Here is a 14,252-nt window from a genome sequence, read left to right on the forward strand (position 1 = left end):
GTCGCATTAGCATTGCCCGCGACCGAGGTCCAGCGATGCGTCCCGTCTCCATTGACGCCGCGTCGCACTCGGCGAGCCGGATCCTTGCACTACCTTGGAGCGACGGCAAACGGGAAAGGGTGAAGGGAATGGGACTTCTGGTCGACGGACAGTGGCAGGACAAATGGTACGATACGGAATCGACCGGAGGCCGTTTCAAACGAACCACCACAACCTACCGGAACTGGATCACCGCCGATGGTTCGCCGGGACCGGACGGCCGGACAGCGTTCAAGGCCGAGACGGGCCGCTACCATCTCTACGTCTCTCTCGCCTGCCCCTGGGCGCACCGCACGCTGATCGCCCGCAAGCTGAAGCAGCTGGAAGACGTCATCTCGCTGTCGGTGGTCGACTATCACATGGGCGAAGAGGGCTGGGTCTTCTCGGAGCGGCGCGGCGCCATCCCGGACATGGTGCTCGGCAAGCAGCGACTCTACGAGGTCTATCGCCAAGCCGATCCGGATTACTCCGGCCGCGTCACCGTGCCGGTCCTCTGGGACAAGCAGACCGGAACGATCGTCAATAACGAGTCCGCCGAGATCATCCGCATTCTCAACCGCGCCTTCGACGCCTGGGGCGATTCCGGCGTCGATCTCTCGCCCGAAGCGTTGCTCGGCGAAATCGACGCGATCAACGCCACCGTCTACGACGCCATCAACAACGGCGTCTACAAATGCGGCTTCGCGACGACACAGGAGGCCTATGAACCGCCGTTCCATGCGCTGTTCGACACGCTCGATGAGCTCGAGGCGCGGCTATCCAAACAGCGCTATCTGGTCGACAGCGCTACGCCGACCGAGGCCGACTGGCGGCTGTTCACCACGCTGGTCCGCTTCGATGCCGTCTATCACGGGCATTTCAAGTGCAACCAGCGGCGGATCGCCGACTATCCGAACCTCTTCGGCCATATGCTGGAACTCTACCAGACGCCGGGGATTGCCGAGACCATCGATTTCGGCCACATCAAGGGGCATTATTATGCCAGCCACAAGACGATCAATCCGACGGGGATCGTCCCCCTCGGGCCGGACCAGGATCTGACGGTTCCGCACGGCCGCGAGCGGCTGCTACCTCACCAGTGAAGATCGATCGGGCGTTCGCCGCGCAGATCGGCGAGCCGTCGGCGCGTCGCGTCGGTCGCGCCGTCCGGCAATTCGTCGAGCCTGAAAAACCCGGTCTCGGCGATTTCGGCATTCGGCCGCATCGGCGTCGTCTGGCGACAGGTGCCGCAACGGTAAAACAGCACATGATCGCGGTTGGACGCGTTGCGGTTGAAATAGACCGCGACGAGTTGGGGCGGATCGACGAGTTCGAGATTGCCTTCCTCGAGGAACTCGCGCTTGAGGGCATCGGCGGCGGCCTCGCCGGGATCGACGCCGCCGCCTGGCATATGCCAGCCCGAAACATAGGTGTGGCGGACGAGGAAGATGCGCCCCGCCTCGTCGAACGCGGCGCCGCGCACGCCCAGTGTCAACGGCCGGGCGACGAGATGCGCACCGTGCAGCGCCCTGAGAAGAAATTTCTCTAAGAACATGGTCCCTCGAAAGAACACGGCCCTACCAAACGCCGCTGTGTCGCCTAAGATGAAGCAGATGTTCCGACTTGCCCATCTCTCCGACGTGCATCTGGGTCCGCTCCCGGAACTGTCCATTCGCGAACTCGCCTCCAAGCGGGTGACCGGCTACGTCAACTGGCACCGCAACCGCCGCCGCGCGATGTTCGGCGATACCTTGGTCAACCTCATCCAGGACATGAAGGACGAAGCGCCCGACCATGTCGCCGTGACGGGTGATCTCGTCAATCTGGCGACCAAGACGGAGACCTTGGCGGCCCGGCTGTGGTTGGAGGAACTCGGCGCGCCATACGACGTCTCGGTGGTTCCCGGCAATCACGACGCCTACGTTCCGGGGGCGTTGAAGCGTTCGTATCGCGAGTGGTACGAATATATGATCGGCGACAACCCGCTGAATGCCATCGGCAATTCCTTTCCCTATCTGCGGGTCAGAGGCAAGGTGGCGATCTTCGGCGTCTCCAGCGCCGAGGCGACCGCGCCATTCTTCGCCACCGGCACCTTTCGCCGGGGTCAGGCGCTGGCCCTCGCCCGCCTGCTCGAAAGCTGCCGGGCGACCGGACACTTCCGGGTCGTGATGATCCATCATCCACCCATTTCCGGCTCGACGTCCTGGCACAAACGCCTGATCGGCAAGCAGTTCTTCTCCAAGGTGATCCGCGATGTCGGGGCCGAGCTGGTGCTGCACGGCCATACCCATCTCGACACGCTGCATTGGCTGCGCGGGCCGGAATTTAAGGTGCCGGTGGTCGGCGTTCCCTCCGCGAGTCAGGCGCCCGGCGGCGACAAACCCGCCGCCCGCTACAATCTGTTCGAAATCAGTGGCGAGCCGGGCGCGTGGTCGCTCATCCAGCGCGAGCGCGGCGCACGCTCACACGGGGACGGCCTCGGCTGGATCCGGGAGCGCAAACTCCTGGCGGAAGGGCACGCGATCGACGCCAGGCCGCGCGAGGATGCCAAGCCGGCAGCATAGCCCCGTCGTGCGGTCGCGGCGAAGCCGGCCTTAACGGAATTCAGCCGATCGACATGCCCTGATAGGAGGCGATTGCCAGAAGCAGTGCCGCCCCGATGACGATGCCGATCGTCATCCAGGTGGCGGCGATGACGAAATCGGCGCCGCGCGCGCGCTTGTCCGGCTGACGAAGCGGCGCGTCCTCGCCGTGGCGAACCTGCCGGCTGGCATTCTCCGAGACACGCTCGTTCAGCCCGTCACTCAAAGCGAAGGCCTTGTCGCGCTCGACGATGCGCTCGGCGACATATTCGGTGACGTGCTCGGCCATGACCCTGGTGTCGGCCGATTCGACCAGAGTCACGCGCCCGAGCCGCGTTTCACGGACGAGGCGATAGGTTCGGCGGTCGCGCGCCATGATGACATTGGCCGTCCCGTCGATCCAAAGCCGCGGATGCATGCCACCCGAGATGGTGAAATCGAACAGCTCGTCGCCAGGGGGTAACTCGTCGATCAATGGTTGGAGTTCTTCTGCCAGGATCTCCAGCCGAGCCCTGTCCGCCTCGCGGATGTCGACGACGACGTCGGCGCGTTGCGCGGCGGCGATCTTCGCGTGCCGCACGGCATCGGCCAGACGCTTCGTTCCCATCAGGGACGCCACGTTATCCTTGCCTTCGCCCATCAGACATTGCCTCGAATCCAATTCGTTAACGAGGTCTTAACATACGGGGCAATTCGGTTGGAAGGAACCGGCGGATACACCAACCCGCGTTTCTCAACGTTTTTCTACCTCATCGATTTGCGCGCCAATGGCCGCGATGCAGGCCTCGGGCGCCTCGAGCATCAGCATGTGGCCAAAGCCATCAAGCATCGTGACGGTGAATTCGGGCGGAACGCTACTGGCCCGGGCTGTCGGCGTGACCCGATCTTCAGAGCCCCAGATTACATGCACGGGCCGGCCGGTCGCGGCGATGGCGTCGAGCGGCAAGACACCCTGCTCGCCGGTTGAAAAGAGATGATCGAAGATCTTCCGCATCGCGGCCCGACCCGCCGGATCTCGCGCCGCAGCGATCGCCGCCACGGTGTCGCTATCCGGCACCCAGCCGGGCGCGCCCATACCGCCTAGTGCCGTGCGGAGCGCGTCCGTCCCCTCGGCGTCCATGACGGCTCGAATCCGCTCGGCGCCGATCTCCTTGCCGAAGCCGCCCGGCGCCAGCAGCGTCAGCGATGCGACCCGCTCGGGGGCGAACAGGCCGATGAGTGCGGCGATGGCCCCGCCCATCGAATGGCCGACGATGTGCGCCGACCCGATGCCGCGGGCATCGAGTTGGGCGATAACCGCCCGCGCGGCAGCTTTGGGAGGGCCGAAGCCGGGATAATAACGCGAACGGCCATGACCGGGAAGATCGAAGGCGATGGTCAGGCGTTGCGGCGATGCCACAGCGTCCTGCAACGGCGCCCAGATCTCAGCCCGGCCGTCGAACCCGTGCAGGAAAACGATCGGCGTCGTGGCGCTCTCGCCGCTCTCGTCGCCGCCCTGTTCGATCGCGAACAGCCGTGGATCGTCCATTACTTCTCCTACTTATACGTCGGCGAACGGCAGCCGCGCCGTGGTCGAGATGCGGTCCGGATCGATCTTCATATGGATGAGCGCCGGACGATCCGCCTTCTGCGCGGTTGCCATCGCCTCGGCGAAATCCTCCGTTCGCGCGACGCTGAGGCCGACGCCTCCAAGGCTTCGCGCCAAGGCCGCGAAGTCGGGATTGACCAGCGCCGTCGCCGACTGGCGGCCGGGATACGACTTTTCCTGATGCATCCGAATGGTGCCGTATTGGGCATTATCGAACAGGACGACGACGATATTCGCCCCGGCCTGAATGGCAGTCGACAATTCCTGGCCGGTCATCTGGAAGCAGCCGTCGCCGGCGAAGCAGACGACCGCTCGCTCAGGGAACCTCAGCTTCGCGGCGACGGCGGCCGGCAGGCCGTAACCCATCGAACCCGAAGTCGGGGCGACCTGCGTCGTTCGGCCGGAAAAGCGGTGATAGCGATGCAGCCAACCGGCATAGTTACCGGCTCCGTTGGTCATGATCGCGTCACGCGCCAACATCTCGCCGAGAATGGTCATGACAGCGAACGGATCGACGAAGTCGGACTTCGGCTCGGATTCAGACGCGGGGGTCGACCAGCGACGGTATTCCCGGTGGGCTGCCTCCGCCTGTCCGGCCCAGGCAACGGTCGCCGGTGCCTGCAACTGTACCGCCTTGCGGGCGAAGGACGCCGGGTCGGCGTGAATGCCGAGCGTCGGCGTGTAGACGCGTCCGATCTCGGCCGCATCCGGCAGGACATGGACGAAGCGCTGCGTGGGAACAGGAACCGCGAAAAGCGTATAGCCCTGGCTCGGCATCTCGCCCAGCCGCGCGCCGACGGCGATCACGAGATCGGCCTCGGCAATCCGCGCCTTCAGGTCGGGATTCGGGCCGATGCCGAGATCGCCCGCGTAGTTCGGGTGGTCGTTGGGAAACAGGCCCTGGCGGCGGAAGGAGCAGGCGACGGGCAAGTGCCAGTGCTCGGCGAAGGCGACGATGTCGGCGATCGCGCCGTCCGTCCACCGGGGCCCGCCGAGGATCAGCACCGGACGGGAGGCGGCGCCGAGAAGCGTCCACAGTTCCTCCATGTCGTCGGCTTGCGGCAGCACCGGCTCGGCTTCGACGCGCGCCGGAATATCGGCTTCGGCGCTGCCCGACAAGGTGTCCTCGGGCAGCGCCACGACGACAGGTCCGGGCGCGCCATCCATGGCAATCCGGTAGGCTTCGGCGACGAGACTCGGCAGTTCCGCAGCCGTTTTCGCCTCGAACACGGCCTTGGCCATGTCGCCGAACAGCCGGTCGTAATTGACCTCCTGAAAGGCGCCGCGTTCCCGGAATTTCGTCGGCACCTGACCGACGAAGAGGATCATTGGCGTCAGATCATGGGCGGCGACATGGATGCCGGAGGCGGCGTTGGTCGCCCCCGGCCCGCGCGTGACGAAGCAGATGCCGGGCCGGCCGGTGAGCTTGCCGTCCGCCTCGGCCATCATCGCCGCGCCGCCCTCCTGCCGACAGACGATCGTCTCGATGGCGCTGTCATAGAGGGCGTCGAGCACCGGGAGATAGCTTTCCCCCGGCACGCAGAAGACGCGGCTCGCGCCCTGCTCGGCGAGCGCGGCGACGAGCAGTTCGCCACCGGCAGCCCTCACTTGGCGAGCAGCCGGTTGGCGGCCGCGACGATGGCCTCGAGCGAGGCCGTGACGATGTTCTTGTTGATGCCGGCGCCGAACAATCGGCCACCGTCATGCTCGACTTCCATGTAGCAGATGGCGCGCGCGTCGGAGCCCGCGCCGAGCGAGTGTTCGGAATAGTCGAAAACCGAAAACGCGATGCCGAGATGGCGGCACAGCGCGTCGATGAAGCCGTCGATCGGCCCGGTGCCGAGGCCCTCGATTTTGATCTCGACGCCGCCATCGACGATGGTCGCCTCCAGGATACGCTCACCCTTCACATCCGGGTTCGGCCGAGTGAAGTGATCGACGAATTTGATGCGGGCTCCCGGCTGCTCGACATAACGCTCGATGAAGCGGTCGTAGATGCGCTTGACCGGCAGCTCCCTGCCCTCCTCGTCCGTGATCGCCTGGACGTCCTCGCGGAACTCGACCTGGAGGTTGCGTGGCAAGTTCAGCCCGTAATCAGCCTGCAGCACATAGGCGATGCCGCCCTTGCCCGACTGGGAATTGATGCGGATGATCGCCTCGTAGGAGCGACCGACGTCTTTCGGATCGATCGGCAGATAGGGCACCTCCCACAATTCCTTGTTGGCGGTGCGGCGCGCCTTCATGCCCTTGTTGATCGCATCCTGATGCGATCCCGAGAACGCCGTGTAGACGAGCTCGCCGACATAGGGGTGCCGCTCGCCGATCGCGAGCTGGTTGCAGTATTCGTAGACATCCTTGATGTGGTTGATGTCGGTGATGTCGAGGCCCGGATCGACGCCTTGGGTGAACATGTTCAGCGCCAGCGTGACGAGGTCGACATTGCCGGTGCGCTCGCCATTGCCGAACAGCGTGCCCTCGACGCGGTCGGCGCCGGCCATCAACCCCAGTTCGGTCGCCGCGACGGCGGTGCCGCGATCGTTGTGGGGATGCAGGGAGACGATGAGGTTGTCGCGGTTGTCGAGATTGCGGCACATCCATTCGATCTGGTCGGCATGGATGTTCGGCGTCGACATCTCCACGGTCGCAGGCAGGTTGAGGATCAGCCTGTTGTCCGGCGTAGGTCGGATGATCTCGGCAACGGCGTTGCAGATCTCGACCGCAAAGTCGAGTTCGGTGCCGGTGAAGCTTTCGGGCGAATATTCGAATCGATAGTCGCCGCCCGCCTTGGCCGCCATGTCGGCGACCATCTTGGCCGCGTCGGTAGCAATCTCTCGGATGCCGGCGCGGTCCTTCTGGAAGACGACGCGCCGCTGCAATTCGCTGGTCGAGTTATAGAAATGGACGATCGGCCGACGCGCACCCTGAAGCGACTCGAACGTCCGCGCAATCAGCTCCGGTCGGCACTGGACCAACACCTGCAACGACACGTCGTCGGCGACGTCTCCCTCCTCGATACACCAGCGCGCGAAATCGAAATCGGTCTGGGAGGCCGACGGAAAGCCGATCTCGATCTCCTTGAAATTCATCGCCTTCAGGAGCGCGAAGAACCGAGCCTTGCGGTCGTGCCCCATCGGGTCGACCAGCGCCTGGTTGCCGTCGCGAAGATCGACCGAGCACCAGATCGGCGGCGTGGTAATCGTCTTTCCCGGCCAGGTTCGGTCGGGCAGGTCGATCTGGCCGTAAGGCTGATATTTGGCGGAGGCAGAGGGCATCGCGCCAGGAGGCTCGGTCTCGGCGGCTGGTCGGATTGCGGACGTAACGGACATTGCTCTTGCACCTTGATTGCTCGGGCGGATGCCGGGGCGGCGCTGGCAACGCGCGCGCATCTGGCCGGGTCATCCGAAATTGAAACCGGATTGTAAAGCGAAAGGGGCAGAGCGGGGAGGCCCTCAGGCCTCTAGCGCGCCGGCTCGACCGCCGGACGCCCCTTCGATCAACGGGTCCGACGGCCGCGGCTAAGTAGACCGAGGAGAAGGCCCGGACGCGCCAGCGCATACGGCCGCCGAGAGGCCGCACGGGTCGACAAGCAGGATGGCGTCGCGATCATGCGCGCCAGATTATTGCGAACGCGGCCGATTGCAAGCCGAATTTCACCCCGGCCGGCTGAACGCTCAGTCCGCCAACTCGTCGCGCGTGGAAAAACGCAGCGTCGAGACCGCGCCACCGGCGTTGGATATTTCGAAAACGCCGCCGATCTGCTCGGCCAGCGATGCGACGATGCGCATGCCGAGATTGCGCGAGGAGGACACGGAAAAACCCTCGGGCCAACCGGGGCCGTCGTCCGACACCGTCAGACGAAGCGGCGTTTCCCGCGATTCCGCGCCGCCAGGGTCGCTCCTGAGTTCGACGACGATCTGCCCCGCCCGACCGTCGGAGCAGCCGTGCTCGATGGAGTTCGAAATCAACTCGGTGGCAATGAGACCCAGCGGCACGGCAAGCTCCGCCGAGACTTCCACCGCTTCCGCGCCGACCTCGTAACGGATGTTGGTCACTCCCGACGCCTCGAGAAGGTCGGGGCCGAGCTGGGTGAGATACGGCCCCAAGTCGAGGCTCTGACGGCCGGGATCGTGGAGCTCGCGCTGAATCTTCGAGATCAGGGAAATTCGGGCCGAGGCCTGTTGCAGGACCCCGGCCGCCTCCGGGCTCGTCGTGCCGCGCGATTGGGCGTTGAGCAAAGACGATACGACGGCAAGATTGTTCGAGACCCGGTGTTGCAATTCGCGAAACAACAGATCGCGTTCACCGGCATGGCGCGCGGCCGCTTCCTTTTCGATTTCAAGACGATCGAGCGCGAGCTGCATCCAGTGAATCAGCAGAATGTCGACCGCTACAATGAAAACGTAGAACGACAGCGCCAACGTCGAGCCACCTGTAAGGGCGAACGAATCGAATGGCGGAATGAAGAAGTACCAGGAGAAAAGGCCGGCGAAAAAGGCAACGGCAACGCCTGGAAGCACGCCGGCGAAAAAGGAGGTAAGGATAACCGCCGGAAAGAAGGTGAGATACGGAAAGCCGACCGGCAGCCGGTCATCGAGGAGATAGCGTACCGCGAAGGACAGAGCGAGCAATGCAGCAGCGAACAGCCAACGCGCGACCGGCAGATCCCGCAGCGAGGTTTTCGACAGAAGCGCCTGTACGCCGCGCAGATTGACCAGGGGAGAACTCATCGGTCGTTCAGCGAAACCCTCCACCATCAATAATCGGTCCTCGCCGTTCTGGGAAAACTGACCGCCCGATCAAATCGCACAGCTGGATATCGCAACAGATGCCGTCGCAAACGATAAGTGTGGCGGATCAAGGGCGGGTGCCGGGTCCATGGCAGAATTCGCACCGGGCGTTGCCAAGGCGACACGGGCCAACAAACAACGGTGGGAGGAGCGGGCGATGGCCCGCAGGATTCACGCCCGCTGGCCTACAAAACCGGCACTCCTGTCTGTTTCGCCTCGTCTTCCGGCTCCACATGGATCAACACGCGGGCCCCGGCGAAGGACTCCTGAAGCGCATCCTCGATCCGATCACAGATGTCATGGGCGACGCCCACCGTCATCGCCTCTGGCACGACCATGTGAAATTCGATGAACATCGCCCGGCCGGCCAACCGCGTCTTTAAATCGTGGACCTCAAGGGCCCCGTCGGCATGGGCCGAGATTAGGTCGCGGACCCTGGCTTCCTCAACCGGGTCGATCGCCTGATCCATCAGGCCGGAGAGCGAACTGGTCACGACCTTGTAGCCCTCGCGCAGGATGTTCAACGCCACGAGCGCCGCCATTAGCGGATCGAGAATCGTCCAGCCGGTCATCGTCGCCAGCAGGAGACCCGCGAGAACCCCGACCGAGGTGACGACATCGGCCATGATATGCTGACCGTCGGCTGCAAGTGCCGGCGAGCGACGGTCGCGCCCATGGCGGATGAGATAGAGCGCCCAACCGGCGTTGATGGTGGTCGCCACGGCGTTGATCGCGATGCCGGCAAGGGGTTGGTCCAGCGATCGCGGCACAAGGTAGGCCGCCCAGGCCTCGCGCAGAATCAAAAGCGCCGCGACGACGATCAGGACGCCTTCAACGACGGCGGAAAAATACTCCGCCTTGGTATGTCCGAAAGGGTGATCGCTGTCAGCCGGCTTGTAGCTCAACGTCACCGCCCACAGCGCGATCAGCCCAGCTACGACGTTGACGATCGATTCCAGCGCATCGGAAAACAGCGCCACCGAGCCGGTCACGTGATAGGCAGCGTATTTGATCGCCAGCACGATCACCCCGATCGCAACGCTCGCCATGGCGATGCGCTTGACCAGGGGTGCCGCTGCCTCGCTTGTCTCCGATATCGCTGACGTCACCGGATCACGCCGCCTTTTCGCGGGCGCGGCGGGGCAGATGCGCGACAATGTTCTCGATCATGCGCATGCCCGCGTCGCCGCCAAGGCTCATGATGCTTTCGGGATGGAACTGCACCGCCGCGACCGGCTCGGTCCGGTGCTCGAAGGCCATGACGATGCCGTCTTCGGTCTCAGCCGTCACCTCGAACTCCTTCGGCAGGCGGACCGGGTCAGCGAAGATCGAGTGATAGCGGCCGACGGTGACCTCGCCCGGCAGGCCGGAAAAGATGATGCCGGGCGTGGTGACGCGAATGCGCGACGGCTTGCCGTGGACCGGCACATGCAGGGTGCGCAAGCTTCCGCCATAGGCCTCGGCGAGTGCCTGCAGCCCGAGGCAGACGCCGAAGATCGCGCAGCCGCGCTGACGGGCGGCGGCGATCGTGCCCTTGCAGTCGAAGTCGGACGGATTGCCCGGCCCCGGCGACAACACCACGAGATCAGGATCGACGTGGTTGAATATCTCGGCGGACACCGGCGTGCGGACGGTCGAGACGGTGGCGCCAGTCTGGCGGAAATAATTGGCGAGCGTGTGGACGAAAGAATCCTCGTGATCGACCAAAAGGATTCGCAGCCCCTCCCCGACCCGCGCCGCGTCGTGTTTCGCGCCGGCGGCGTTCGACGCGCCGGCCTCACGGATCGCGCCGATCAGCGCCGAGGCTTTCAGCTCGGTCTCGGCCTCTTCTTCCTCGGGATTGGAATCGTACAGCAGCGTCGCGCCGGCCCGCACCTCGGCGATGCCGTCCTTCAGCCGGATCGTGCGCAGCGTCAGACCGGTGTTCATGTCGCCGTTGAAATGCACCATGCCGACGGCGCCGCCATACCAGGCGCGCGGGCTCTTCTCGCTGTTCTCGATGAAGCGCATCGCCCACAGCTTCGGCGCGCCGGTCACCGTTACCGCCCAGGCATGGGACAGGAAGGCGTCGAAGGCGTCCATGCCGTCGCGCAGCCGGCCCTCGATGTGGTCGACCGTATGGATCAGCCGCGAATACATCTCGATCTGCCGCCGGCCGATGACGCGCACGGAGCCCGGATCGCAGACCCGGCTCTTGTCGTTGCGGTCGACATCGGAGCACATCGTCAGCTCCGATTCGTCCTTCTTGGAATTGAGCAGCTTCAGGATCTGCTCGGAATCGGAAATGGCGTCCTCGCCGCGCTTGATGGTGCCGGAAATCGGACATGTCTCGACCCGCCGGCCGTTGACGCGCACGAACATCTCCGGCGAGGCGCCGATCAGAAATTCATTCTCGCCGAGATTGATCAGAAACGAATAGGGCGAGGGGTTGACCGCCTTCAGCCGACGCGAGATTTCCGAAGGCTTGTGCTCGGCGCGCTCGTAGAACACCTGGCCGGGAACCACCTCGAAGAGGTCGCCGCGCATGAACTTCGCCTTGGCGGCGCGCACCAGTTCGGCATATTCGCCGGGCTTGTGATCGCCGCGCGGCGGGATGCGTTCGGAGGGCGCAAAGGGCGCATCCAGGCCACCGCCCGCAAGCCCCTCGGTCGAGACCCCATCCTTGGCGAATTCATAGCGGGTCAGGAAGGCCGAGGCCGAGTAGTGATCGACCTCGAGCAGTTCGTCCGGCAGATAGAGCAGAAGGTCGCGGCGGTCCGGATCACGCTCCAGCACTTCCTCGACCGGGTCGAACTGATAGGCGAGGTCATAGCCAAAGGCGCCGTAAAGGCCGAGATCTCGGTCCTCCTCCGCCCGGAACAAGGAGACGATCGCGCGCAGCACCGAAAAGACGCTCGGCATGCGCGAGCGTTCCTCCTCGGTGACCGCCGCGCCCGGCTCGTTGATGACAAGGTCGAGCGCCATCGGCGCGCTAGCGCACGAGGCGATGTCGTCATGACCGGCCAGCGCATCCGCGATGAAACCGAGCAGCACCTCGCCGCGCGGATTGAGCGCCGCGATCCGCATCGCCCGTCCGGTCGAAGAGACGACCAGCGGCGGATCGACGAAGGCCACATCCTGGCGCGTGTAGCGGCCCGGATACTCGTAATTGGAAAACAGGACGGCACCGCGGCTGGTGTCAAGGCGATCGAAATAGGGCTCGATCGCGCCGTCATAGGCGACGGCGCGCCGTCTGCGCGTGATCGTCACCCCACCCGCCGTCACGTAGCGCTCGCGGCCGTCGTCGGTCTGTTCGGTCACCATGAACTCTCTCCGGGTCTCAAGCCCGGACCCCCGGCGACATAGCAAAAAAGGCCGCCGGATGATCCGAGGCGGCCTTTGGGTTTGATCACAAGCGTGACGGTCCGGCCGCTGTCAGCGCGCCCACCACCAATTCATCGAAAGGATCGTCATCATCATGCGCAACCGATAACCGAGCCGGGCGACGAGAGCAAGACACTCCTCTAGGTGGATAATCCGTCACCGGCTCCGGGTCCAAGCCGCGATCAGCGGATCGCCATCCCATGTCGTTCAAAGGCATTTGCCAGCGGCGCTCATTCGGGTAGATCGAAGGCATGGAAGAGTTCGATTACATCGTCGCCGGCGCGGGCTCGGCAGGTTGCGTCCTGGCCAACCGGCTGTCCGCCGATCCGAAAAACCGCGTGCTGCTGCTAGAAGGCGGCGGCAAGGACAACTGGATCTGGTTCCACATTCCGGTCGGCTATCTCTTTGCCATCGGCAATCCGCGCGCCGACTGGATGTTCAAGACCACCAGCCAGACGGGGCTCAATGGCCGGGCGCTGAACTATCCGCGCGGCAAGACGCTCGGCGGGTCGTCGGCGATCAACGCGATGATCTACATGCGCGGACAGGCGGCGGACTACGACCACTGGCGCCAGCTCGGCCTTTCCGGCTGGGGATGGGACAACGTTCTGGAGGCGTTCAAGGCGGTCGAGGATCATGTCGATGGACCGGACGACTTTCACGGGACCGGCGGCGAATGGCGGGTCGAGCATCCGCGCATCCGCTGGGACGTTCTCGACCGCGTGCGCGACGCGGCCGAGGCGGCGGGCGTCGCCAAGATCGACGACTTCAACACCGGCGACAACGAAGGCTCGGCCTATTTCCAGGTCAACCAGAAGGGCGGGCGGCGTTGGAGCGCGGCGCGCGGTTTTCTGAAACCCGCGCTCGGTCGGCCAAACCTCAAGGTGGTCACCGGCGTCATGGTCGACCGGGTGCGCTTTCGCGATGGGCGCGCGGTGTCGCTCGACTACCGCAAGGACGGCAAGGGCTTCGAGGCGCTGGCGGCGCGCGAGATCGTGCTGTCGGCCGGCGCCGTCGGCTCGCCGGCGATCCTGGAGCGCTCCGGCGTCGGCGACGCCGAGCGGCTGAAAGACCACGGCATTGCGCCCGTCCGTCACCTGCCGGGGGTCGGCGAGAATTTGCAGGATCACCTGCAGATCCGCCCGATCTACAAGGTCGACGGAATCAGGACGCTGAACAGCGAATACAAGAACCTGTTGCGCCGGGCGATGATGGGCGTCGACTACGCGCTCAGGCGGCGGGGACCGTTGACGATGGCGCCGAGCCAGGTTGGCGCCTTCGTCAAATCCTCACCGGATCAGGCGACGGCCAATCTGGAATTCCATTTCCAGCCACTGTCGCTCGACGATTGGGGCGCGGGGCTGCATTCCTTCTCCGCCTTCACGGCGAGCGTCTGCAACCTCAGGCCGACCAGCCGCGGCAGCATCCATCTGACCGGCGCGCGGCCGGAGGATGCGCCGGACATCGCGCCGAACTATCTGTCCACCGACGAGGACCGGCAGGTCGCCATCGACAGCCTGAAATGGGCCCGGCGGATCGTGGAGCAGTCGCCCCTCGCGCCCTATCGGCCGGAAGAATACAAGCCCGGCGCGCATGTGACTTCCGACGAGGACATGCTGGTCGCCGCCGGCGATCTCGGTACGACGATCTTCCACCCGGTCGGGACGGCCAAGATGGGAATCGAAGGCGATCCGATGGCGGTGCTCGACGAGCGGCTGCGCGTGCGCGGGATCGGGGGCCTGCGCGTCGCCGACGCTTCGGTGATGCCGTCGATCACTTCGGGCAACACCAATTCGCCGACGATCATGATCGCGGAAAAGGCCGCCCGGATGATGCTGGACGACGCGCGGGCGTAAAGTGCGGAGAAGCAACAACGAAAGAGCCCGGAAAACAAGCGCTCCGGGCTCTTCGTTG

Annotated in this window: 11 protein-coding genes; 3 read left to right on the top strand and 8 right to left on the bottom strand. The window is 64.8% G+C overall.

All coding sequences use genetic code 11. The features are described 5' to 3' along the window. Nucleotides 1-128 precede the first annotated feature (128 nt). Complete coding sequence (locus tag ING15_RS16430) at nt 129-1,121, top strand: glutathione S-transferase family protein (protein WP_206455926.1); 993 nt, start codon at nt 129-131, stop codon at nt 1,119-1,121. On the opposite strand, the gene ING15_RS16435 is transcribed toward ING15_RS16430, so the two are convergent. Then, a complete protein-coding gene (locus ING15_RS16435; RefSeq protein WP_206455927.1) occupies nt 1,112-1,573 on the bottom strand; it encodes an NUDIX domain-containing protein in 462 nt (153 codons plus the stop codon). The genes ING15_RS16430 and ING15_RS16435 overlap by 10 nt on opposite strands. A 58-nt stretch (nt 1,574-1,631) precedes the next feature. On the opposite strand from ING15_RS16435, the gene ING15_RS16440 reads away from it, so the two are divergent. Then, nucleotides 1,632-2,582 (top strand): metallophosphoesterase family protein, encoded by a 951-nt coding sequence (locus ING15_RS16440; protein ID WP_206455928.1) that lies wholly within the window; start codon nt 1,632-1,634, stop codon nt 2,580-2,582. Between the two features lie 40 nt (nt 2,583-2,622). On the opposite strand, the gene ING15_RS16445 is transcribed toward ING15_RS16440, so the two are convergent. The 7 genes from ING15_RS16445 to ING15_RS16475 form a co-directional block, all read right to left on the bottom strand. Beyond that, nucleotides 2,623-3,240, bottom strand: a complete 618-nt coding sequence (locus ING15_RS16445; RefSeq protein ID WP_206455929.1) for a hypothetical protein — start codon at nt 3,238-3,240, stop codon at nt 2,623-2,625. 93 nt (nt 3,241-3,333) lie between these two features. Next, nucleotides 3,334-4,128, bottom strand: a complete 795-nt coding sequence (locus ING15_RS16450) for an alpha/beta fold hydrolase (RefSeq protein ID WP_206455930.1) — start codon at nt 4,126-4,128, stop codon at nt 3,334-3,336. 12 nt (nt 4,129-4,140) lie between these two features. Beyond that, nucleotides 4,141-5,796 carry a thiamine pyrophosphate-binding protein gene (locus tag ING15_RS16455; RefSeq protein WP_206455931.1) on the bottom strand — a complete coding sequence of 552 codons (1,656 nt, stop codon included), beginning with the start codon at nt 5,794-5,796 and terminating at the stop codon, nt 4,141-4,143. Next, complete coding sequence (gene leuA / locus ING15_RS16460) at nt 5,793-7,514, bottom strand: 2-isopropylmalate synthase (protein WP_232845828.1); 1,722 nt, start codon at nt 7,512-7,514, stop codon at nt 5,793-5,795. Before leuA ends, ING15_RS16455 begins: the two co-directional genes overlap by 4 nt. Before the next feature lie 345 nt (nt 7,515-7,859). Next, nucleotides 7,860-8,915 carry a sensor histidine kinase gene (locus ING15_RS16465; protein WP_206455932.1) on the bottom strand — a complete coding sequence of 352 codons (1,056 nt, stop codon included), beginning with the start codon at nt 8,913-8,915 and terminating at the stop codon, nt 7,860-7,862. 245 nt (nt 8,916-9,160) lie between these two features. Then, the gene (locus tag ING15_RS16470) at nt 9,161-10,024 is read right to left on the bottom strand and encodes a cation diffusion facilitator family transporter (RefSeq protein ID WP_206455969.1); all 864 of its coding nucleotides are present in this window, start codon (nt 10,022-10,024) and stop codon (nt 9,161-9,163) included. A gap of 64 nt (nt 10,025-10,088) precedes the next feature. After that, nucleotides 10,089-12,278: an anthranilate synthase gene (locus ING15_RS16475; protein WP_206455933.1), complete on the bottom strand. Its 2,190-nt coding sequence runs from the start codon at nt 12,276-12,278 to the stop codon at nt 10,089-10,091. A 311-nt stretch (nt 12,279-12,589) separates the two neighbouring features. On the opposite strand from ING15_RS16475, the gene ING15_RS16480 reads away from it, so the two are divergent. Next, nucleotides 12,590-14,194 (top strand): GMC family oxidoreductase, encoded by a 1,605-nt coding sequence (locus tag ING15_RS16480; RefSeq protein ID WP_206455934.1) that lies wholly within the window; start codon nt 12,590-12,592, stop codon nt 14,192-14,194. The last annotated feature ends 58 nt before the right edge of the window (nt 14,195-14,252 follow it).

The sequence above is a fragment of the Aurantimonas marina genome, assembly GCF_017183135.1.
Lineage (GTDB): Bacteria > Pseudomonadota > Alphaproteobacteria > Rhizobiales > Rhizobiaceae > Aurantimonas > Aurantimonas marina.

Coding starts and splice junctions, on each gene's coding strand:
- ING15_RS16430 (WP_206455926.1), top strand. CDS start 129: ATGGGACTTCTGGTCGACGGACAGTGGCAGGACAAATGGTACGATACG.
- ING15_RS16435 (WP_206455927.1), bottom strand. CDS start 1,573: ATGTTCTTAGAGAAATTTCTTCTCAGGGCGCTGCACGGTGCGCATCTC.
- ING15_RS16440 (WP_206455928.1), top strand. CDS start 1,632: ATGTTCCGACTTGCCCATCTCTCCGACGTGCATCTGGGTCCGCTCCCG.
- ING15_RS16445 (WP_206455929.1), bottom strand. CDS start 3,240: ATGGGCGAAGGCAAGGATAACGTGGCGTCCCTGATGGGAACGAAGCGT.
- ING15_RS16450 (WP_206455930.1), bottom strand. CDS start 4,128: ATGGACGATCCACGGCTGTTCGCGATCGAACAGGGCGGCGACGAGAGC.
- leuA (WP_232845828.1), bottom strand. CDS start 7,514: ATGTCCGTTACGTCCGCAATCCGACCAGCCGCCGAGACCGAGCCTCCT.
- ING15_RS16465 (WP_206455932.1), bottom strand. CDS start 8,915: ATGAGTTCTCCCCTGGTCAATCTGCGCGGCGTACAGGCGCTTCTGTCG.
- ING15_RS16470 (WP_206455969.1), bottom strand. CDS start 10,024: ATGGCGAGCGTTGCGATCGGGGTGATCGTGCTGGCGATCAAATACGCT.
- ING15_RS16475 (WP_206455933.1), bottom strand. CDS start 12,278: ATGGTGACCGAACAGACCGACGACGGCCGCGAGCGCTACGTGACGGCG.
- ING15_RS16480 (WP_206455934.1), top strand. CDS start 12,590: ATGGAAGAGTTCGATTACATCGTCGCCGGCGCGGGCTCGGCAGGTTGC.